The sequence below is a fragment of the Pontibacter fetidus genome (genome assembly GCF_010119545.1).
Classification (GTDB): Bacteria; Bacteroidota; Bacteroidia; order Cytophagales; family Hymenobacteraceae; genus Pontibacter; species Pontibacter fetidus.
In genome coordinates this window covers 77,020-97,136 of the sequence record NZ_JAAEAA010000006.1, presented here as the reverse complement: position 1 = coordinate 97,136, position 20,117 = coordinate 77,020, and the positions used below count along the sequence as shown (strand labels likewise).

At 44.7% G+C, this 20,117-nt stretch carries 17 protein-coding genes; 11 read left to right on the top strand and 6 right to left on the bottom strand.

Annotation, left to right across the window (positions count from 1 at the left end; translation table 11 throughout):
- Positions 1-3: 3 nt before the first annotated feature.
- The 8 genes from GWO68_RS06240 (at position 4) to GWO68_RS06205 (ending at position 7,556) form a co-directional block, all read left to right on the top strand.
- Complete coding sequence (locus tag GWO68_RS06240; RefSeq protein ID WP_162345564.1) at positions 4-570, top strand: chemotaxis protein CheW; 567 nt, start codon at positions 4-6, stop codon at positions 568-570.
- Positions 571-598: 28 nt separating this feature from the next.
- Positions 599-964 (top strand): response regulator, encoded by a 366-nt coding sequence (locus tag GWO68_RS06235; RefSeq protein ID WP_162345563.1) that lies wholly within the window; start codon positions 599-601, stop codon positions 962-964.
- Positions 965-1,033: 69 nt separating this feature from the next.
- Positions 1,034-2,116, top strand: a complete 1,083-nt coding sequence (locus tag GWO68_RS06230) for a chemotaxis protein CheB (protein WP_235941966.1) — start codon at positions 1,034-1,036, stop codon at positions 2,114-2,116.
- On the top strand, positions 2,113-3,774 hold the full coding sequence (locus tag GWO68_RS06225) for a chemotaxis protein CheA (RefSeq protein ID WP_162345561.1): 1,662 nt from the start codon (positions 2,113-2,115) through the stop codon (positions 3,772-3,774). Before GWO68_RS06230 ends, GWO68_RS06225 begins: the two co-directional genes overlap by 4 nt.
- A 4-nt stretch (positions 3,775-3,778) precedes the next feature.
- Complete coding sequence (locus GWO68_RS06220) at positions 3,779-4,417, top strand: chemotaxis protein CheC (RefSeq protein WP_202923687.1); 639 nt, start codon at positions 3,779-3,781, stop codon at positions 4,415-4,417.
- Positions 4,418-4,718: 301 nt separating this feature from the next.
- Positions 4,719-6,113 (top strand): polyamine aminopropyltransferase, encoded by a 1,395-nt coding sequence (gene speE / locus GWO68_RS06215; protein WP_235941965.1) that lies wholly within the window; start codon positions 4,719-4,721, stop codon positions 6,111-6,113.
- Positions 6,085-7,173: an agmatinase family protein gene (locus GWO68_RS06210; RefSeq protein WP_162345559.1), complete on the top strand. Its 1,089-nt coding sequence runs from the start codon at positions 6,085-6,087 to the stop codon at positions 7,171-7,173. Before speE ends, GWO68_RS06210 begins: the two co-directional genes overlap by 29 nt.
- Positions 7,174-7,217: 44 nt before the next feature.
- A complete protein-coding gene (locus GWO68_RS06205; RefSeq protein WP_162345558.1) occupies positions 7,218-7,556 on the top strand; it encodes a phage holin family protein in 339 nt (112 codons plus the stop codon).
- A gap of 72 nt (positions 7,557-7,628) precedes the next feature.
- On the opposite strand, the gene GWO68_RS06200 is transcribed toward GWO68_RS06205, so the two are convergent.
- Complete coding sequence (locus GWO68_RS06200) at positions 7,629-7,961, bottom strand: four-helix bundle copper-binding protein (RefSeq protein WP_162345557.1); 333 nt, start codon at positions 7,959-7,961, stop codon at positions 7,629-7,631.
- A gap of 159 nt (positions 7,962-8,120) precedes the next feature.
- Here GWO68_RS06200 and recQ point away from each other — a divergent pair, with 159 nt between their 5' ends.
- The gene (gene recQ, locus GWO68_RS06195; protein ID WP_394367160.1) at positions 8,121-10,247 is read left to right on the top strand and encodes a DNA helicase RecQ; all 2,127 of its coding nucleotides are present in this window, start codon (positions 8,121-8,123) and stop codon (positions 10,245-10,247) included.
- A 77-nt stretch (positions 10,248-10,324) separates the two neighbouring features.
- On the opposite strand, the gene GWO68_RS06190 is transcribed toward recQ, so the two are convergent.
- A complete protein-coding gene (locus tag GWO68_RS06190) occupies positions 10,325-11,716 on the bottom strand; it encodes a S8 family serine peptidase (RefSeq protein ID WP_235941964.1) in 1,392 nt (463 codons plus the stop codon).
- Between the two features lie 531 nt (positions 11,717-12,247).
- On the opposite strand from GWO68_RS06190, the gene GWO68_RS06185 reads away from it, so the two are divergent.
- Both GWO68_RS06185 and GWO68_RS06180 read left to right on the top strand, forming a co-directional pair.
- Positions 12,248-13,018, top strand: a complete 771-nt coding sequence (locus GWO68_RS06185) for an XRE family transcriptional regulator (RefSeq protein WP_162345556.1) — start codon at positions 12,248-12,250, stop codon at positions 13,016-13,018.
- Positions 13,019-13,195: 177 nt separating this feature from the next.
- A complete protein-coding gene (locus tag GWO68_RS06180) occupies positions 13,196-13,915 on the top strand; it encodes a pirin family protein (protein WP_162345555.1) in 720 nt (239 codons plus the stop codon).
- A gap of 125 nt (positions 13,916-14,040) precedes the next feature.
- Here the strand turns inward: GWO68_RS06180 and GWO68_RS06175 are convergent, their stop codons facing one another.
- The 4 genes from GWO68_RS06175 to GWO68_RS06160 all read right to left on the bottom strand — a co-directional run bounded on the left by GWO68_RS06175 (position 14,041) and on the right by GWO68_RS06160 (position 19,999).
- Positions 14,041-15,867 carry a M2 family metallopeptidase gene (locus GWO68_RS06175; protein ID WP_162345554.1) on the bottom strand — a complete coding sequence of 609 codons (1,827 nt, stop codon included), beginning with the start codon at positions 15,865-15,867 and terminating at the stop codon, positions 14,041-14,043.
- A 477-nt stretch (positions 15,868-16,344) separates the two neighbouring features.
- Positions 16,345-17,682 carry a DNA recombination protein RmuC gene (rmuC, locus tag GWO68_RS06170; RefSeq protein WP_162345553.1) on the bottom strand — a complete coding sequence of 446 codons (1,338 nt, stop codon included), beginning with the start codon at positions 17,680-17,682 and terminating at the stop codon, positions 16,345-16,347.
- A gap of 95 nt (positions 17,683-17,777) precedes the next feature.
- On the bottom strand, positions 17,778-19,157 hold the full coding sequence (locus GWO68_RS06165) for a DEAD/DEAH box helicase (RefSeq protein ID WP_162345552.1): 1,380 nt from the start codon (positions 19,155-19,157) through the stop codon (positions 17,778-17,780).
- Positions 19,158-19,237: 80 nt separating this feature from the next.
- A complete protein-coding gene (locus GWO68_RS06160; RefSeq protein WP_162345551.1) occupies positions 19,238-19,999 on the bottom strand; it encodes a hypothetical protein in 762 nt (253 codons plus the stop codon).
- Positions 20,000-20,117 lie beyond the last annotated feature (118 nt).

Below are 20,117 nucleotides of genomic sequence, written 5' to 3'. Positions count from 1 at the left end.
GCTATGCCGACAAAGAAAGATAAAGCCCTTGAAACTGCCTTGACCCAGGAGGAAACGGCAGCTTCCTCGGGGAATGGGAAAGAGGAGTCTGCAAAAATTAAGGTAAATGAGCCGTTGCTGCACCTGATCGTTTTTAAGCTTGGTGCTGAATATTATGGTATCAAAATAGAGCAGGTAAAAGAAGTAACAGTAACGCCAAGTATAACCCGCATGCCCCGCACACCCGATTTTATAAAAGGTGTTGCCAACATTCGAGGTGATATTATAGCGATCATGAACCTGGAAGAGCGGTTTGGCATACGGCCGGATACTTCTGTAGCTGCTTCTGACCTGACCTATACGCTGGTAATTGAAGCCAAGGAGTATAGTATCGGGGTTGTAGTTAGGGAAGTGCCGCAGTCACTGAACCTGGCCGTTTCTAAAATGGATAAAACACCTTCGTTTTTGCAGGACATTGCTGTACAGGAAAATTATATAGAAGGTATAGCAAAAGTAGACAACCGCCTTATTATTGTGCTTGATATGTTTAAAATACTGTCGAGCGACGAAATAAAGCAGTTATCAAACTAAAAACCACTCATTAGCAACTTCACAAATTATGAAAAGAATACTGATAGTAGACGACTCCTTCTACATGCGCACCATGCTGAAGAACATGCTGACCGATGCAGGCTACGAAATTGTAGGCGAAGCCCCTAACGGACAGACAGCGCTGGAGTTGGCCAGAGAAACAAAGCCCGACCTGATAACTTTAGACGTTATTTTACCCGATAATACCGGGCTGGATGTGCTGAAAGGTATAAAGGCAGAACAGCCAGACATGAAAGTGGTAATTGTAAGTGCTGTTGGCCAGGAGGTGATCGTGAATGAGGCCCTGGAATATGGCGCTCTTTCTTACATCGTGAAGCCATTCTCTGAAGAAAAAGTGCTGGAAGTAGTAAGCCAGGCATTAAAGGAAGCCTAAAAACTTTTCTTTAACCTTATTTAGTGCAGTTTATTGTTTATGTTGGAGTTGGCAACAGACATTAAAGTTATGATTGCAGATCAGTCCAGCCATAGCCGGCTGGTGCTGGAATCTATCCTTAATGATGCGGAGGGGATATGTGTAGCAGGGTTTGCTGCCGATGGAGATGAGTTACTCAAATCTCTGAAAGAGCAGGAGCCGCATGTAATTCTGGTAAACTATGACCTGCCTAAAAATAACAGGCTGTTTACGTTTAAGCGCATTTTCAGTGAAATACCTACACCTATCGTTTTGATGGTGAAACGGGAACAGCTTACCCTGGACCTGATACAGGAAACTACAGCACTAGGTGTTTTTGCAGTGGTGCTTAAACCAGAAAATAAAAAGTACCCGGATTACAGAAGCATTGCGCTAGAACTGGTAACTAAAGTTAAAGCAGTAAGGCAAACTATAAACTGGGATGTGCAGCAAATGCTGGCGCAACTGCAACAGGAAGTAGAAACAGCAAAAAATAAAGCAGAGTTACCGGCACCCATGGTGGATACGGTAATTGTGATCGGGGCTTCAACAGGAGGCACACAAGCTATTGAACATATAGTAAAACATCTGGCTGACGACTTACAGGCAAGTATACTGGTTGCTGTGCATTTACCGGCTGGTTTTACAAAATCTTTAGCTGAACGTTTGCAGGGCTATACCCGCCTTACCGTTAAAGAGGGCAGGCAGGGGCTGCTTTTAAAACCAAATAAGCTAATTGTAGCGCCGGGCGGGCGCAACATGGTCATTCAACCGGTTATGGGCAATGCGGCCAACTATAAGATCAGTTTTTCTGAAGAGATAGCCCAAACCTATGACAAGCCTTCTGTAGACCTGCTGATGCAGTCAGTGGCGAACAGTAATGTAAAGCAAGTGCTTGGCATCATCCTGACCGGAATGGGCAAAGACGGAACTATAGGTGCCACTACCATACATAAAAGAGGTGGTGTAGTGGTAGCACAAGACGAGGCTTCTTCCGCAATTTTCGGGATGGCTAAGTCTGTAATTGACAGTGGTATATCGCACCATGTGCTTCCATTGTCTGAAATTCCACATTTCATTAACAGTTATGTGGCAAGTCAAAACACCGTTAGCGTGGCTGACGATACTTTATGAAATCAAGAGAAGAGGAATACAAGGAAATATTTATTGCAGAAGCGCTGGAGTATTTTGATGCCCTGAACCGGCACATCAGCGACCTGGAAAAAAGACCGCAGGATGAACAAATCCTTGCGGAAATATTCCGTTTGCTTCATAACCTGAAAGCAAATGCCAAGGCTATTGGCTACCTCAACATCTCTGACGTATCGCACAAACTCGAAACAGCCTTTAGCCTTATCCGCAACAAGGAGCTTAGCTTCAGTGATGAAGTGGTTACTGTGTTGTTTGAAGGAATTGACTTGCTAGGCGAGCTTATCCATAATATCGATAACGCCAGTTACGGCGACCCGGATCCGGTTTTACTCCGCAACCTTGATATTATAGTTGATAACCTGTCAGACAGTACCATAGAACTGGCGAAAGTTCAGCGGTATAATACATCCAAAAATCTATCGCTTTCTGAACTGGTATATATCCAGATTAAAAAGCTTGACCACCTGCTAAACCTGGTAGGGGAACTTGTAATAGACCGCGACCGCATCGTTTCTATCAGCCGCGAGTTGGAGAACGACGAATTAAAAAATGTGAGCTCCCATCTGAACCGCATTACCGAAGACCTGCAATACAGTATTATGGATGCTCGTCTGGTAGGTATCGGCTCGTTGTTCAATAAGTTTCCCCGGATTGTCCGTGATATTGCCACTGCCGAAGGGAAGGATGTGGATCTGACTATGGCCGGACATGATATCCAGATAGACAGGAACATACTTCAGATCATTACCGACTCGTTGTTACATTTGGTTCGGAATGCCATTACCCACGGTATCGAGAAACCGGAAAACCGCCTGAAAAAAGGCAAGCCACGTAACGGAAGCTTATCGCTGATAGCCCGTAACGACCGCGAAAATGTGCAGATACAGTTAACCGACGACGGTAAAGGCATAGACCTGACGCAGGTGCGCAAAGCAATTGTGGAAAGGCAGTTGTTACCAGCCAGCACCGTAGAGCACCTTTCAGACACGGAAGCACTTTCTTATCTTTTTGAACCTGGCTTTTCGCTGGCGAAGGAGGTAACTGAGTTTTCGGGTAGAGGTGTTGGCCTGGACGTGGTAAAAAATGCAGTGGACTCGATTGGTGGCAGAATCAGGATAGAATCGCAGAAGGGGAAAGGAACTACGTTTATACTTCAGTTACCGACCTCTATTGCCGTAAAAGGGGCCTTGTTATTTGAAGTAGACGAGATATTTTACGCTATTCCGTTGATACATACCGAGCAGGTTGTTGCCCTTGAAGTAGAGGAGCTGCACGAAGTAGGCGGGGTTATGGTAGCTGACATTTTTGGCGAAACTATAACCGTAGTTTACCTGCACGAGTTATTAAACGTGAAGGAGCAGGAAATGAACCTGGGAGATAAGACCAAGCTGAAAGGCATGGTGCAGAATATTATCATAGTATCTTACAATAACAGAAAGCTGGGCATAATTGTAGACAAACTGTACAGGCAGCAGGACATTGTAGTGAAGCCACTGAGCAAACCACTGGATGCCGTTGAACTGTATGGAGGTGTTACCCTGCTGGGGTCAGGTAAAGTTTGCCTGGTGCTGGATGTACCAGCAATAACACGTTATTTTATTAGCAGAAAACAAGTATTGGCAGGCGAGCATAATTTTTAGTAGCATGACAAACATAAAGGAACCTAACGTAACGGAACTTGAAAGAGACATCATTAAGGAAATCCTTAATATCGGATTGGCGCGTGCAGCTGACTCTTTTGCAGCTATAGCCAAAGATAAAGTGCTCCTGAAAGTTCCGGATATACAGTTAATAGAAGTAAAAGAACTGATAAAGCTGGTAACCAAATACGAAAGCACTCACTTTATCATTCAGTCCGATATTAAAGGTGACTTTAATGGCGCTACGCTGATGCTTTTTTCAGACGACCACATCTCGCGCTTGTCTGAAGTTTGCCTGAACATGCTGGAGGTGCAGAAAGGGGAAGTAAATGCCATGCAGGAATCGTTGCTACTTGAGATCAGCAACATTATTACCGGCGCTATGGTAACCCAGTTAGCCAACATACTGAAAGCCAATATTTACGGTTCGCCGCCTAAAGCTCCTAAAAGCCACATTGCCGATTCCTTGAAAGATATACTGGTACAACATCCACTTTTTCAGCCGCTTGTTTTTACCGTTATCACGAAGTTTACACATAATTTTAAAAGCGTAGAGCTACCATTACTTTTGTTCTTCGATACCAGCACGTTCCTTAAAATACTGGATATCATTCGTACATTCGATATGGATAAAAAAGCCTGATCGGGTAGCAGTTTTAAAATAGATCTATACCTTCTGCTATTTTAAGATCGGCTATACTTATAGTTTAACTATAGCCTGCATCCTGTAAAGTTATTGTGGGCTACCACTTAGAGCGCTATACTTTGTCTTGCACAAGTATAGGTGCCAATGCCTGATTTATATCCTTCCCGGCTATACTTTACCCTTTGCTCAAACTATAGATTTGAGTTTTACTTCCTTCCTCTGAAATTATTTATTCCATTTGTGGTTCTATAACTTATTGCCTGCCAGCAAGGTATAAGATATGCTATAAGCTATACTTTTGATTATAGCCATAGATTTCGTTTTTTTGCCAGATTATTACTTTACACAATCTTACACGCAATTGATGAACGCATTAGGAAGACACATCCTGGTAGAATTTTACAACTGTTCTCCTGAACTGATGAACGACGTTGTTCATATCGAGAACAGCATGGTGGCTGCAGCCGAAACCGCTGGTGCAACCGTTATTAACAGTACATTTCACCACTTCTCGCCATACGGTGTTTCCGGTGTGGTCGTGATTCAGGAAAGTCACCTGGCAATTCATACGTGGCCGGAGTTTGGCTACGCAGCTGTTGATCTTTTTACCTGCGGCGATTCTGTTGACCCTTGGGTATCTTATAACTACCTGAAAGATGCGTTCGAGGCCAGCCATGGTTCTGCCATGGAGTGCCGCCGTGGCCAGTTAGACCTGTTAAAGCGTAATGATTTCAACCTGGAGTCGCTGAGAGATGTTTCTCCACAGCCACAGGAAAAGCTTGGTACAATAACCCGCGATGTGTGGTTTACAGAGCGTGATGAGAACATTGCCCTTTCGTTAAAACATACCGGCAACCAGCTTTACAAAAAAGATTCGCCTTACCAGCGCGTAGAAGTATATGAAACACTTGCCTATGGTAACCTGCTTACCCTGGATGGTATGGTAATGTGCACTCAGAAAGATGAGTATGTATACCACGAGATGATCACCCATGTGCCGATGTTCAGCAACCCGAAAGCAAAACGTGCGTTGGTAATTGGTGGCGGCGATGGTGGTACCGTGCGTGAGCTATTGCGCTATGAGCAACTGGAAGAAGTTACTCTGGTGGAAATAGATGAACTTGTAATAGAAGCCTGCAAACTACACCTTCCTGAAACAGCTGTTGCTTTTGATAATCCGCGCCTTAACCTGCTGGTTGAAGACGGTATCAAGTATATTAAAGAATGTGCGGATGAGCGCTACGACCTGATTATAGTTGACTCGGCTGATCCGGTTGGCCCGGGCGAAGGCTTGTTTACAGCTGAGTTTTACCAGGAAGTATATCGCTGCCTGACAAAAGATGGTATCATGATCACGCAAAGCGAATCGCCACGCTTTAACAGTGCCGTGTTTGTAGAAATTTATGATACTTATAAGCAGATTTTCGGTGCTGAAAAAGTACATTGCTACCTGGCTGCCATCCCAACATATCCTACTGGTACCTGGAGTTTCTCTTATTCCTCAAAAGGGGAGGCACACCCACTTACGTTTGATGTGAACGGAGCCGCAGCATTCTCGAAAGCGCAGGGTCTGAAATATTATAACGAGGACATTCATATGGCTGCCTTCGCGCTTCCTAACTTTGTGAAAGAACTTTTAAACGCTAAACCGGGCCAGGTAACAAATGAGTACTCCGCAGAACCAACAGCCTAACAGCAAAGCTGAAAAAATAGCAAACTTCGACCCTAATGGCGTTGGGGATATTAACGCCGGACTTTTTGGCCTGCCATTTACGGTGGATGAAGCCGAAGTTGTAGTTATACCTGTGCCCTGGGAAGTTACCGTTTCTTATAGTGCCGGTACAGCAAATGGGCCGCAAGCTATTCTAGATGCTTCGCCACAGATAGACCTGTTTGAGCCAGCCATAAAAGATGCCTGGAAAGCAGGTATAGCTATGGAAGAGATATCGGAGGAGTGGCATGCTGTGAGTGACCAACTGCGCGAGAAAGCCGAAAAGTATATTACCTGGCTGGAGGAAGGGCAGCCTGAAGCTGATGCTGGTGATCTGGAAAGTGTACCGGAAGAGGTTACCGCAAAAGGAGAGGAGCTGTTACAGTGGCTGAAGCAGAAAGCACTTGGTTACATGGATCAGGGCAAAGCAGTATGCGTACTTGGCGGCGACCATAGCACACCGCTAGGTATGATTCATGCGCTGGCCGAAAGACATGACGAATTTGGTATACTACAACTGGATGCCCACGCTGATTTGCGTGTAGCTTACGAAGGTTTTAAGTATTCGCATGCGTCTATCATGTACAATGCCTTACAGGTACCGCAGGTAAAAAAACTGGTGCAGGTAGGTATACGTGACCTTTGCCAGGCCGAAGCAGAAATGGCCGAACAGTCAAATGGCCGCATCACTATTTTCTATGATGCTATACTGAAAGAAAACCTGTATGCCGGCGATAGCTGGAAAAAGGAATGCAAGAAGATAATTGCGCAGTTGCCACAGAAAGTATACCTGAGCTTTGATATTGATGCCCTTGATCCGAAGCTTTGCCCTGGAACAGGTACACCGGTACCAGGGGGCTTAGAGTTTGAAGAAGCTGTGTACCTTATAAAGCAGCTGGTTAAATCAGGGCGTGAGATAATTGGCTGTGACCTGAACGAAGTGGGCCCGGGAGAGACCGAGTGGAATGGGAACGTAGGGGCACGCCTGCTATACAAGATCTGTAACTGGATGGCCGTATCGCAAGGTAAGCTTGAAGTATAGCCTGAACTCAACTATAAAAGTATAACTATACAAACCGACCACCCATGACAGGATTTTTAATTAAAGTACTACTTACAGGTATAGCCGTAATAATAGCTACTTACATCATTCCTGGTGTAACTATAACCGACAGCTTTTTAACAGCTTTTGTGTTTGCCTTTGTGCTGGCCCTGCTCAACACATTCGTAAAGCCGGTACTAACATTTCTTACAATACCGATCACCATCATGACGTTGGGCTTGTTCCTGATCGTGATAAATGTAGGGATGGTTTTACTGGCTGATTACCTGGTAGATGGTATTGATATTGCCGGCTTTTTTACCGCACTTATCTTTGGCGTTGCCATTGCTATACTTACCTGGATACTAAACCTGATCTTTTAGTAAGAGAGCTCACTTTAAAATAGAACGGGGCAGGAGTTAAATCCTGCCCCGTTTTTATTTATATGTAATGTGTTAGCCATTCATCCATTGCGAACAGGCATCGGCGCATTCGCGGCAGGCTTCGGCACATTTCTGGCAATGTTCGTGACTATGTTTAGAGCACTCGTCTGCACACATTTTACAAATTTCAATGCACTCTTTCATAACGTGTTTGGCATGCTCTGAATTACGGGCAACAAAACGGGCCGTAAGCGTACAGATGTCGGCACAATCCCGGTCCAGCATAATGCAGCGGGCCATCATTTTTACATCATCTTCCTGAAGACACATAGTTGCGCAGGTTTCACAGGCTGTGATACACTTTATAAGTACATGCTCCAGGTTGTTTGTTCTCTCAGATTTCATAGTTTTTTATTTTAGAAGTTATCTATCAAACTACGTGTTGATATTCTGAGGGTTATGAAACTATGGTTTAGCCTGCACTGTTCCCATGGCTAAAATAGTCTTATCTTTGGGTAAGGAGAGAAAGTGCTGCAACTATAGTTTGTGGCTCTAAACAGGATTATGATGCAGATCAGGGAGGCGCGTGAGGCGCTAAAATTATACTTTGGTTACGATAATTTCAGACCGATGCAGGAGCAGATCATCTCCCGCGTCCTGAACCGTGAAGATGTGGTAGTGCTGATGCCGACCGGAGGCGGAAAATCTGTCTGCTACCAAGTGCCAGCCGTTGTAATGCCGGGTATAACTATAGTTATTTCGCCGCTTATTGCGTTAATGAAAGACCAGGTAGAGGCCTTGCTTGAAAACGGAATAAAAGCTGCCTTTCTTAATAGTTCTTTATCTGCTGAAGCGCAGTATCAGGTAGAGAATGCCTGCCTGGCCGGTGAACTTAAACTGCTGTATGTTTCTCCTGAAAAGCTGTTGTCATCCGGGTTTCTGAATTTCCTGAAGCGGATACAGGTTTCCCTGTTTGCTGTAGATGAAGCACACTGTATCTCGGCATGGGGACACGATTTCCGACCGGAATATACCCAGCTTAGAATACTGAAACAGCAGTTTCCGCAAACGCCCATGGTAGCGCTTACCGCTACCGCCGACAAACTTACCCAAAAAGATATACAGGACCAGTTATCACTCCGTGACCCACAGGTTTTTGTTGCCTCTTTTGACAGGCCAAACATTAACCTGATGGTAAAGCCTGGGCGTGACAGGCTGAATAAAATTACGGAGTTTTTGGAGCGGCACCACGGGCAACCGGGTATTATTTATTGTTTGAGCCGTAAGGGTACCGAAGCAATTGCGGATAAGCTGAAGAAAAACGGTTTTAAAGCCACCTGTTACCATGCCGGCATGAATGCCCAACAACGTGCCAAAGCACAGGAAGATTTCCTGAAAGATGACGTGCAAATCGTTTGTGCTACAGTAGCATTCGGGATGGGAATTGATAAGTCGAATGTGCGGTGGGTGATACACTATAACCTGCCTAAAAATATAGAAGGCTATTACCAGGAAATTGGCCGTGCCGGTCGTGATGGCGCCGCATCTGATGCATTGCTGTTTTATAGTTATGCCGATGTGATGAGTATGCGCAGCATGCTAACGGAGGGCAGCGAAAAACAACTGGAACTGCAACTGGTAAAACTGGACCGCATGCAACAATATGCCGAAGCCACTATTTGCCGCCGCCGAATACTGCTGCAATACTTCGGCGAAACCATGCACAAAGACTGTGGCAACTGTGATATATGCCGTAATCCGCCAACTTCTTTTGATGGTACGCTACTGGTACAAAAAGCACTTTCGGCTATAGCCCGCACCCAGGAGCAGGTAAACATGGGGTTGCTGATTGATGTGTTGCGGGGTTCCCGAAATGCACAGGTGCTGGAGGGTGGCTATGACAGGATTAAAACCTATGGGGCCGGCCGCGAAATAAGTACAATGGACTGGCAGCGTTACCTGCACCAAATGCTGAATGCCGGCCTGGTTGAACTGGCCTATGATCAGAAGTATGCCCTGAAACTGACAGAGCAAAGCCGTCAGGTTTTATTTGAAGGCAGAAAAGTGCAGCTTGTTAAGTTTGATGAAGTTAAACAGCCTACAGAAGAGGTGCGCAAGGCAAGACCTAAAAAAGAAGTTGTTCAGGATGCGTTGTTTGAAAGGCTTAGAACCTTGCGTAAGAAAATGGCTGATGAGTACGGGGTGCCGCCTTACGTTATTTTTACGGACAGTACCTTGCAGGAAATGTCTGCTGAGAAACCAACTAACCGGATTGCCATGCTGGCTATTTCCGGGGTTGGCTCTCTGAAGTATGAGCGTTATGGCTATGATTTTGTGAATGAGATCATCAGCTTTATGACCGAGGAGCAGGATAAAGGCAATAAACTGAAAGGCGCAACGCACCTGGTAACTTACGAAGCCTACAAAGCCGGCAATAACCCTGAGCAGATAGCCAGGCAACGTAACCTTAATCCGGTAACTATATACTCGCATTTAGCCACTTTATATGAACAAGGTTATGAAGTTGATCTGAACAGGTTTATAACTAAAAAGGAGTTTACTGAGATACGAAAAGCCATCGCCAGTTTAGGCCCCGATGCTAAACTAAAAGACTTGTACGAAGCCCTGGGAGAACAATACGAGTATCATAAAATTCGCTTAGCCATCTCCCTGTTTAAAACAGAAGTATAGAAAGTATTAACTATAAAATAAAAATGCCGGCCTATCAGGGCCGGCATTTTTATTATGCTTTAGTTCTTGTTCTGTTACTATAGTATGGCGATAGCATCCGGGTTAGCATCCACATCGCCGGTAACGGTACCGTTAGTGTTAACTTTGCCTTGCAGTAATAAAATACCTGCTACGTGTGGTGCTGCAAATGAAGTGCCTGTTTCGTACTGGCTGATACCGCCGCCTCTAACTGTGCTGGTTACATTTACACCAGGCGCTGAGAAGTCTACAGGCGTGCCATAGTTTGAGAAGGTTCCAAAACGATCGTAACGGTCCATTGCTGTAACAGTGTAAACGTTTGTTGCATCTACACGGGCAGGAGAGTTGTTTACACAATCTGTTCCGCTGTTACCAGAAGCAATCGCGAACATGATTCCTTTTGCTGCTGCAGTTTTAACGGCATTATCCAGGGTTGAAGATATGCCACCACCAAGGCTCATGTTAACCACATCGCCAGCTGCACCTACATTAATTACATAGTTAACCGCTGATATAGCTCGTGAGATAGTGCCTTTACCAGCATCATCAAAAACGCGCAGGGCAACAACAGTAGCACCTGATGCAACGCCTATCATACCTGTACCGTTATTTTTAGCTGCAATTATACCGGCAACTACTGTTCCGTGGCCATAACCATCTTCAACAGACGTTACACCATAAATAAACGAAGTGCTTCTGGCCAGATCTATATTCAGGTCCGGGTGGTCAGTATCGATACCAGAGTCAATGATCCAGGCAGTTTTGCCGGTACCATCGCCATATCCCACGCGGGCAACATTCCAGGGAACAAGTTCACCTGCAAGCGGAGTAATTGTGTTATAGTTTCTGGTAGTAGGAGTTGGTTCTGTTACAACCGGGGTAGGTTCAGTTGGAACTGGCTCTGTAGGTACCGGTTCGGTTGGGGTTGGCTCAGGAGTTGGTTCCGGGGCTGGCTCAGTTGGCGAAGTGGTTGGCTTCTTTCCACCTTTTGATTTAAAGAGGTTGGTGTCAGTCTTTTTGCTCAAAGCAGATGGCCTGGTAAGCGAAATAATTCTGTCCTGCTCTATATGAGCAACCTCAGGGTTTGACTTTAGCTTTTCAAGTTGCTCTTTCGATAGCTTGGCAGCAAAACCATTAATGGCTCCATCAAAGGTTTCTTTTACTGAAGCAGGTTCAATGCTGATTTCCTCAATCAGTCGCTGACGAATGCTTCTGATGTTCTGACGATCGCGTGCATTGAGGCCGTTGTTTCTGGTAGCTGTAGCGGTGGCACCAGAGTGCTTCATTACTACAATGTACTGTCCTTCAATGGGCTGGCTTTTAATTTCAGAAAAGGTAGCAGTGGCTTGGTCAAACTGCTCTTCCATTAAATCTTCTTTCTGGCAGCTTGTCAGGGTGACAGCAGAAGCCAGAAAAGCCAACGATAAGGCTTTCTTGAATGCGTAATTCATCTTAAACTTGTTTTGGCTAAAAGTTAAAATTCCTATTTGTAACCTTTTGTAATTTGATACGTAACTGCGGCCTTCTTTATAAAGTTCAATACCTGAAGGTTTTTAAAAATTTATATATTCAAACTATAAGAGGTTGTATTTTTCTAAAGTTTTTAATTATGCTTAAAATTTAAATATATGCATTATTTAATATAAAGCAAATTGCATTAAGTTTGTTAATCACTGATTAACAGTGCAGTAATGGGTTTGTTTGAGTTGTAAATATAGGATTGTAGTGAGGTGATTTCAAAATAATAGTTACACACTTTACAAAGAATAAGTATAACAAAATGAAGTAAATGGTTAATTTTGAATAAAATCTTCATAACACCACAACAATTTAAAGAATTGTTATACTTGTAAAAGTGCAGAATTATATATTTGCTAATATTGTTAGTAAATTAAATAAAGTCTTCTTATATTTACTTTTCTTTTGCTCGTATATCTAATATAAGCAGATTTTAAGCTAACAACTTTGGCATAACTACAGACATGGTAACATCTAATTTAAGATATCTCAGAAAACAGGCTGGCTACACACAGGCACAACTTGCCGAGAAGCTTGATATTAAACGGTCGCTGGTGGGGGCTTACGAAGAGGGGAGGGCTGAGCCTAAACTGAGCACTTTGGTAAATATTGCCACGCTGTTCGGTATCACACTTGATGACCTTATAACCATAGACCTTAGTACACAGAAAGCAAAAGGTAATGCAACCAATACTGAAGGCGGTAAACTGCGTGTATTGGCGATTACTGTTGATGGTGATGATAAGGAAAATATCGAATTGGTACCTTTAAAAGCAAGCGCCGGCTACCTGAACGGGTATGCCGACCCTGAATTTATAGAAGAGCTTCCTCGTTTTAAGTTGCCAATGCTGGGTACCAGTGGTACTTTCCGGGCTTTTGAGATTAGCGGCGACTCAATGCTGCCCATTACATCAGGTACTGTTATAGTTGGCCGTTACATTGAGGATTGGAAAACTATAAAGGATGGCACACCTTGTATTATAGTTAGCCAGAAAGAGGGTGTGGTGTTTAAGCGCATTTACAATAAGCTGGAAAATACAGCCGTACTTCGCCTGCACTCCGATAACCCTGTGTATTCCCCGTACGAGCTTCATGTGGAAGATATTCTGGAAATCTGGGAAGCTAAATCATATATCAGTTCTACGTTCCCGATTGCTGACCTTTCGCTTGATAAGTTATCATCTATAGTTTTAGACCTGCAAAAGGAAATGCAAAAGCTAAAGAAGGTAGATTAATATAATCGAACTATTGACTTTTATAAACCCTGCACATGTTTGTGTGCAGGGTTTTTTATTTGCTAAGCATAAGATAACCAAAATAGAGCATTTTTAACAACTAAGTGTAAATATGCGTAAAGGCTAACAGTAAGTAAACAGTGTGTAATATGCTAAACCTATACTTATAGCAGTATCATGATAAGACAGATAAGCGCAACCGAGCGCCACGAAGCTAAAACCGGAGACTGGCTCCGCTCCAATTACCTTTTCTCCTTTGCTGATTACTACGATCCGGGTAATGTGCAGTTTGGTCCGTTGCGGGTATTTAACGATGATTACGTAAGTGCTAACTCTGGCTTCCCGACACACCCGCACACCGAGATGGAAATTGTAACGATAGTGCTGGATGGAGAACTAACACATACCGATAACCTGGGTAACGAACTGGTGATACATGCCGGAGAAGTACAACGCATGACATCGGGCACAGGCATTACACATTCGGAAGCAAACCGGTCTGATGCCGAGGTTCATTTATTGCAACTATGGTTTTTGCCAAATAAGCGTGGCCTTGCACCCTCGTATGAGCACCTTAAGATAGATTTTATGGATACCAAAGATGAGTTGGTACCTTTGGTAACTGGTCAGAAAGTGCTGGAAGATGTGGTGTTCATCAATTCTAATTCTACTATTTTTTACGGTAACTTTAGCCAGGGCAAGGATTTAAATTACCAGACTTTTAAGCTTCGCAAGAATCTGGTGTATGTATTGGATGGTACCCTGCTCGTGAATGGTGTAGAACTGGAACAAAATGACCAGTTAAGATTAGAAGACCAGGAAATGATCACGTTCCATGCAGCATCTAAAGCGTCGTTTATACTAGTGGATGTGCCCGCCGTAGAAGCAAATTATTAGCGAATAGGATAGTGTGTTGCTATCGTACTCCAAGTAAACTATAAAAAAAAGCAGCGACAGAAATCTCCGTCGCTGCTTTTTTCTTTTGCCAAACTATAGTTCATAGTTCAGCATTCATAATTACCTTAAATAGTGTACTTGCGGCCTTTGTTCTGCTGTTTCAGATAATCCATCAATGGCTGGAAGTAGGCCACCATCGCTCTTGCGCTTAGCTCTTCTCCTGTCTTATCCTTCAGCATCTTACGCCAGTCTGCCGAAGCGCCTGGATACATAATATCGTGCAGGAACTTTCCAACTTCTTTGTTCCCATAATAGTTGGTAGCGTGCGGGTCCTGCTTCAGGATGTTTTTGGCAATGTGGTCGTGCAACTGGAACAGAATCACATAAGACAAAGCATAGTCGTAGTACTGCGCTGCGTCGTCGTTAATGTGAGTTTTAGTTGCTGCATCCAGGTAGTTTTCGCCGCGCTCGGTTGGCGGCACCATGCCCTGGTACTTTTTGGCAAGCTCCCACCAGCGTTTGTTCAGTTGGTCAGCAGGCAGGTTTTTAGCATAAAAGTCGTGTTCCCACTCGCTCATTACGCCCGATGCAAACGGTATAAACGTTACGTAGCTCAACGCTTCTTTTAGTAAGGTTTGTACTTCGTCGGTTTGGGTGTTCTTGTCTATCAACTGCAACTCAGCCAGGAATGGTTTCTGCATTGCAGCAAGGCCCATCAAACTACCAATTGCCTCATGGTACGCACGGTTAGCGCCACCGCGAAGCAATACCGGCACATCCGGGTTGGTATAGGTCATGTAATAGTAAATATGGCCCAGTTCGTGGTGCGTGGTTTCGTACCATTCCGAGTTAGGCTCAACACTCATCAGGCTGCGCACGTCTTTATCCAGGTCCATGTGCCAGGCCGAGGCGTGGTTGTTCTTTTTATAGTTGGCATTTGGCGGTAGCGGGTACAAGCTCGATTTCGTGTAAAACGATTCCGGTAACTCATCAAAGCCAAGGCTTACATAAAATCGTTCCGCCTGCTCTACCAGCCACTTGTCGCCTTTGGCTTTCAGAGCACCATCAAGGTCTATGCCTTTTACTTCTACCATCGGGCTCCAGTCCTGTCCCCAGCGGTTAGGAAGCCAGTGGGCAGGCAGGTAATCAGGCACTTGTTTTACACCATACTTTTTAGCAAGCTCGTAACGGGCATAAGTGTGCAACTCGCGGTACAAGGGCATCAGTTCCTGGTTAATTTTCTCCATCATCGCCATCATTTCCGGGCGCGTCATGCCATAGTCAGAGGCCTGGTAGGTAAAATAATCGTCGTAGCCCAGGTTCTGAACAGTTTTGTTTCGCAGGTCGCGCAGCTTCAGCAGGCCGGTTTTAAGGCCGGGACCCACTTCTTTACTCGCGTTCCAGGCGGCAAGGCGTTTCTTAACATCGTTCTCCGTTTTCAGGATGTTGTCGATGTCGTTGGTGGTAACAGATTTGCCATTTAAGCGGTAATCGAAACCATATAGTTTTTCGGTTTGCTCGGTTTCGGCTTTGATTCGGGCTTTTACTACATCAGGCACTGTTTGAGGGTTATTGGCTGCCGCATAAAGTATAGCATCCAGCTGTTTTACCTGTATGTCGGTTAACTTGTCCTTTTGCTCCAGGTATTTTTTAGCTTTCTCTATATTCTCAACGCTACCAGTAAAGGCTGCAAAAGCTTCGTTGGCTTTGCGGGTGGCAACAGCGTTGGTAGAGTCTCCTTCCACAATTTTTGTGTTCGATGCCCATTCCGCTTCCGCCGATTTGGTATACAGGTCCTGGAATGTTTTAGAATATTCGTCCAGGAAAGCCTGGGCCTCCTGTTGCTCCGACGTCAGTTCAGTGGTTGTGGTGTTTTCCGCTGTCTCCGATTTCTGACTAGAGCAGGAGAAGAGTATGGCAGCTGTTAAGCCGGTTAAAATGATTTTTTTCATAAGGTGTGTTGTGGTTATCTTACTAAGATACTTGTTTCGTGATGCATTAGCAATAGCGGAGTTGTAAGGTTGTAGTTGGTATTAAGTTAACCCATCCCTAACCCCTACGAGGAGGGGGATAAGTTTGTAGCTTATAGTTTACGCTCTGGCGCCGTAGTTTATTGCTGAACTATAAGCTATAGTATGAAAGCGTATCTATGGCGCGCGTCTTCGTTCGTGACGAACTATAGTTAGGCCTCTGGCACAGTTGAGTTACAAACTAAACGCCATATCAAACCTCAAGTTTAAAACCTGCGGTAGAGACAAGATAGAATTAATTGGAATCAAACTTCTAGTTAGAGATCTGAAAAGTGGGAAACCTATAGTTTATATGGTTTATATGCTAGCCAAACTAAAAATTATTAGTGCCTGGCTAAACTATAGCTAGAGAATATTCCCCTCAGAGGAGGGGTTAGGGAGTTAACTTAATACCAGAAACTATAGATTTACTTCCTGATTTTCTTCGGTTGCTTGGGCCTCCAGTAACAGGCTTTCGTCTATATTCTTGCTGGTTTTGGCGCCAAGCTCTTTTAGTATTTCAACTCTTCGTATCAGGTTGCCTTTGCCTTCGGTTAGCTTATTCATGGCGGAGTTGTATGCGCTTTGGCTGCTTTCCATATGCTTGCCGATCAGTTTCAGGTCGTCTACGAAGCCTACAAATTTATCGTATAGTTTACCGCTTTCTTCTGCAATTTTCAGCACGTTGCGTTTCTGGTCTTCCTGACGCCACACGCCGGCTACAGTGCGCAATGTTGCCAAAAGGGTAGAGGTAGTTACCAGTACAATGTTCTTTTCAAAGGCATCGGTAAACAGGTCATGGTCGTGTTGCAGGGCCAGGTTAAAAGCAGGCTCAATCGGGATGTACATCATCACAAAATCCGGGGAATTAATGCCGCTCAGCCTGTGGTAATTCTTGCCGCTCAGGTCGCGGAAGTGTGAACGGATTGAGTTAATGTGGCTACGCAGGTATACTTCCAATTGACTATCGTCTTCACAGCTGCAATAGGCCTCATAAGCTACTAGCGAAAGCTTAGAGTCAATAATCAGGTGTTTGCTATCGGGCAGGTGAATAATTACATCCGGACGGTATACTTTGCTTTCGTCGTTCTGGCGTACTTCTTCGCGCTCATAATGCAAACCTTTGCGCAACCCGGATTTCTCCAAAAGGCTTTCCAACAGGTATTCACCCCAGTTACCCTGTGTTTTACTTTCACCTTTCAGAGCTTTGGTCAGGTTCAGGGCATCCTGGCTCATTTGCTGGTTAAGCGAAGCCAGCTGCGTAATCTGCTCTTTCAGGGATACACTTTCTTTCAGCGATTTTTCATAGGTAGCATCTACTTTGGCTTCAAATTCTTTAATGCGCTCTTTTAGCGGCGAGAGAATTTGCTCCAGGTTTTCGGCAGAGGCTTTTTTGAAATGCTCGGCGTTGTTCATCAGCACCTGGTTGGAGATGCTCTGGAACTGCTGCAGGAATTTTTCACGGAGTTGTTCCAGTTCCTTATTTTGCTCCTGCAGGCGCTGGTTCAGGTAATCGTAGTCGGTTTCGGCTTTGGTGAGCGCGTTGGTCAGGTCCAGTATTTCGGTCTGGTTTTCGCGCAGTTGGGCTTTTAATTGCTCCGCTTCATCAGCTTTCAATTTCGCTTGTCCTTCTAAAACACCCTGCGTAACCGCAGACTGATTTATAGTTTGTTGTAAGGCGTTCAGCTTACCTTTCAGGGCCAGAAAAGCAACTATAACTCCGGTTAAAAATGCGGCAAAACCTACCATGATCTCCATAAGAGGTAAAGGTAAACTTTTTTAGCATTTTACGCTATAGTTTTGCTAAGGAAATTAGCTAATTGCGCCTAAGGTAATGGAAATGAAAACTATAATTACTTGACCAGATGCACCCTGAACTTTCGACCTTTTATCTTTCCATTGCTCAGTTTCTCAACTATAGTTTGGGCTTCCGCACTCGGTACGGCTACAAAACTGGCTCTGTCCTGCACTTCAATCTTGCCTATCTGGTCGTGTTTTAACCCGGTTTCGGCAACTATAGCGCCAACAATATCGCGCGGGCTGATCTTGTCTTTTCGGCCGGCATTTATAGTTATAGTTGCAAAAGCAGCTGATGGTGCTATAGTTGGCCCAGATTTTTTCAGGAGCTCTTCTGCTTTAAGCCAGCTGTCCATCCGCACCATATCCCAATCGCGAAGCTTACGTTCGTCGCGTGGCGTTGCTAACGTATAAACCGTTCCTTTTTTGCCGGCCCGACCGGTGCGCCCACTACGGTGCTGGTAAGCGGCTACATCATCGGGCAACTCATAATGCACTATAGTTTCGAGCAGGGCAATGTCCAGGCCGCGTGCGGCAAGGTCGGTGGCTACCAATACCTGTGTCGTACCATTCCGGAAAAGCGTCATCATTTTATCGCGGTCAGGTTGTTCCATGCCGCCATGCAGCGGGCGGGCAGCAATTCCATCAGCTTTTAAGGCATGGGCTAGTTCGTCGGCAGCGGCGCGGGTATTGCAGAACACTACAGTACCTCCGGCTTTTATATTTCTAAGCAGGCTAACTACTGTGTCTTGCTTCTGGGTCTGCTCCACTTTTACCCCAATCAGTGTTAACTGTTCCGGAATGGCGTTAGCTGATGCTTTTACAAACTGCGGATTTTTGAGCGAATCTTTGATCAGGTCCTGCACATCCTGTAGCATGGTTGCCGAGAAAAGTATAACCTGACGTTTAGCTGGTATTGCCTCCATAATCTGGTCAATCTCTTCCTCAAAGCCCATTTCCATCAGTTTATCAGCTTCGTCCAGCACCAGTTGGTTTACCTGGCTTAGGTCTACCGTTTTTCTAAATAAGTGATCGGTAAGGCGGCCGGGCGTGGCTACCAGAATTTGAGGCGGATGTGCCAGCGATGCACGCTCCTGTGAAAAAGAGTGCCCACCGTAAAAAGCACTGATTTTTAAGTTAGAGATGTTTTTGGCATACTGTTTCAGTTCCTGCCTTACCTGTAAAGCTAATTCGCGTGTGGGAACAAGTATAAGCGCCTGTACCTGTTGTTTTTCGGTATTAACCTGCTGAATGATGGGCAAACCAAACGCTGCTGTCTTGCCACTTCCGGTTTCGGCCTGCGCGGCCACATCTTGCCCGCTTAAAAGCAACGGAATAGCGCTTTGTTGAATAGGAGTAGGAGTCGTATAGTTCAGTTCCTGCAGGTTCTGCAGTAGTGTGTTGTTCAGTTTCAGGTCCTGGAAAGTGGCAGCCATAGTATAACGTATAAGCTACAAAGGTACGATGCAGCAAACGCTTTAACTAACTTATAGTTTATAGCAGGTATAATTCCGGGTTAGATGGCGGCAGGTGCTATATTTGCTGATGCAGGCGAACGGTGTTGCAGGTACATTTTCCGGAAAAAGAAAAAGTGCATGGCAAAAGCAAGCGGCACAAGGAATGAGGGCAGAAACACAATCGGGAATTCGGCTACCAGTGTATTAGCCGGCTCATTCATAAACACTCTGAAAGGCACCGGTGCCGAAAGTATAGCTGTAATTACGATGTTAAGTAAAAGTACCAGCCCGGCAATGTTCCAGGCGATTGCCAATTTGTGTAGTCTGCGACCCTGCGCGTAACAGATCCAGGCAAAAACCGGAGCTGTTAAACCGGTCAGCAGGTCAAAGTTTCTGCCTTCAAAAGTCATTTGTACAGGCGTAAGCCCATCTAAAAACTGCCACCACAGAAACAACTCAACCGGCACCCTGAAAACCTGGATGTACATGAGCCACTGTTCCGGAACATGCTTTATAAATTCCCTGAATTTTGGATGAAACGTAACAATAACTATAGTCAGCATCGGAATCAGGATGATGACGAAGAATTTAGGCGGGGTGCCCGAGAAATCCTTTATGACGCCTGTTAGTGAAAGTATACTGGCAGCGGTAAGCCACGTTAAAAGTATTGCGGCAACTATAGCTGTTCGTTTTGTAGCTTTTGCAGAAGTATAGCCTAAGCGCGTAAAGATTTTGTGTGAGCCCCAAAGTATAAACCCCACACAGATTAAAGTTAAAAGTATAAAGCCGACCTGCTCAAAAGGTAAATAGTTGGTATCCATAGTTTTAGTTTGATAGTGAGTGTATTAAAAGAGGGTTTATAGTTGAAATATACTTTAATTATTAAACACTATACTAATTTAAAGAATTAATTGGTTTATAACGCAATAACTTCAACTA

Coding starts and splice junctions, on each gene's coding strand:
- GWO68_RS06240 (WP_162345564.1), top strand. CDS start 4: ATGCCGACAAAGAAAGATAAAGCCCTTGAAACTGCCTTGACCCAGGAG.
- GWO68_RS06235 (WP_162345563.1), top strand. CDS start 599: ATGAAAAGAATACTGATAGTAGACGACTCCTTCTACATGCGCACCATG.
- GWO68_RS06230 (WP_235941966.1), top strand. CDS start 1,034: ATGATTGCAGATCAGTCCAGCCATAGCCGGCTGGTGCTGGAATCTATC.
- GWO68_RS06225 (WP_162345561.1), top strand. CDS start 2,113: ATGAAATCAAGAGAAGAGGAATACAAGGAAATATTTATTGCAGAAGCG.
- GWO68_RS06220 (WP_202923687.1), top strand. CDS start 3,779: ATGACAAACATAAAGGAACCTAACGTAACGGAACTTGAAAGAGACATC.
- GWO68_RS06210 (WP_162345559.1), top strand. CDS start 6,085: ATGAGTACTCCGCAGAACCAACAGCCTAACAGCAAAGCTGAAAAAATA.
- GWO68_RS06205 (WP_162345558.1), top strand. CDS start 7,218: ATGACAGGATTTTTAATTAAAGTACTACTTACAGGTATAGCCGTAATA.
- GWO68_RS06200 (WP_162345557.1), bottom strand. CDS start 7,961: ATGAAATCTGAGAGAACAAACAACCTGGAGCATGTACTTATAAAGTGT.
- recQ (WP_394367160.1), top strand. CDS start 8,121: ATGATGCAGATCAGGGAGGCGCGTGAGGCGCTAAAATTATACTTTGGT.
- GWO68_RS06190 (WP_235941964.1), bottom strand. CDS start 11,716: ATGAATTACGCATTCAAGAAAGCCTTATCGTTGGCTTTTCTGGCTTCT.
- GWO68_RS06185 (WP_162345556.1), top strand. CDS start 12,248: ATGGTAACATCTAATTTAAGATATCTCAGAAAACAGGCTGGCTACACA.
- GWO68_RS06180 (WP_162345555.1), top strand. CDS start 13,196: ATGATAAGACAGATAAGCGCAACCGAGCGCCACGAAGCTAAAACCGGA.
- GWO68_RS06175 (WP_162345554.1), bottom strand. CDS start 15,867: ATGAAAAAAATCATTTTAACCGGCTTAACAGCTGCCATACTCTTCTCC.
- rmuC (WP_162345553.1), bottom strand. CDS start 17,682: ATGGAGATCATGGTAGGTTTTGCCGCATTTTTAACCGGAGTTATAGTT.
- GWO68_RS06165 (WP_162345552.1), bottom strand. CDS start 19,157: ATGGCTGCCACTTTCCAGGACCTGAAACTGAACAACACACTACTGCAG.
- GWO68_RS06160 (WP_162345551.1), bottom strand. CDS start 19,999: ATGGATACCAACTATTTACCTTTTGAGCAGGTCGGCTTTATACTTTTA.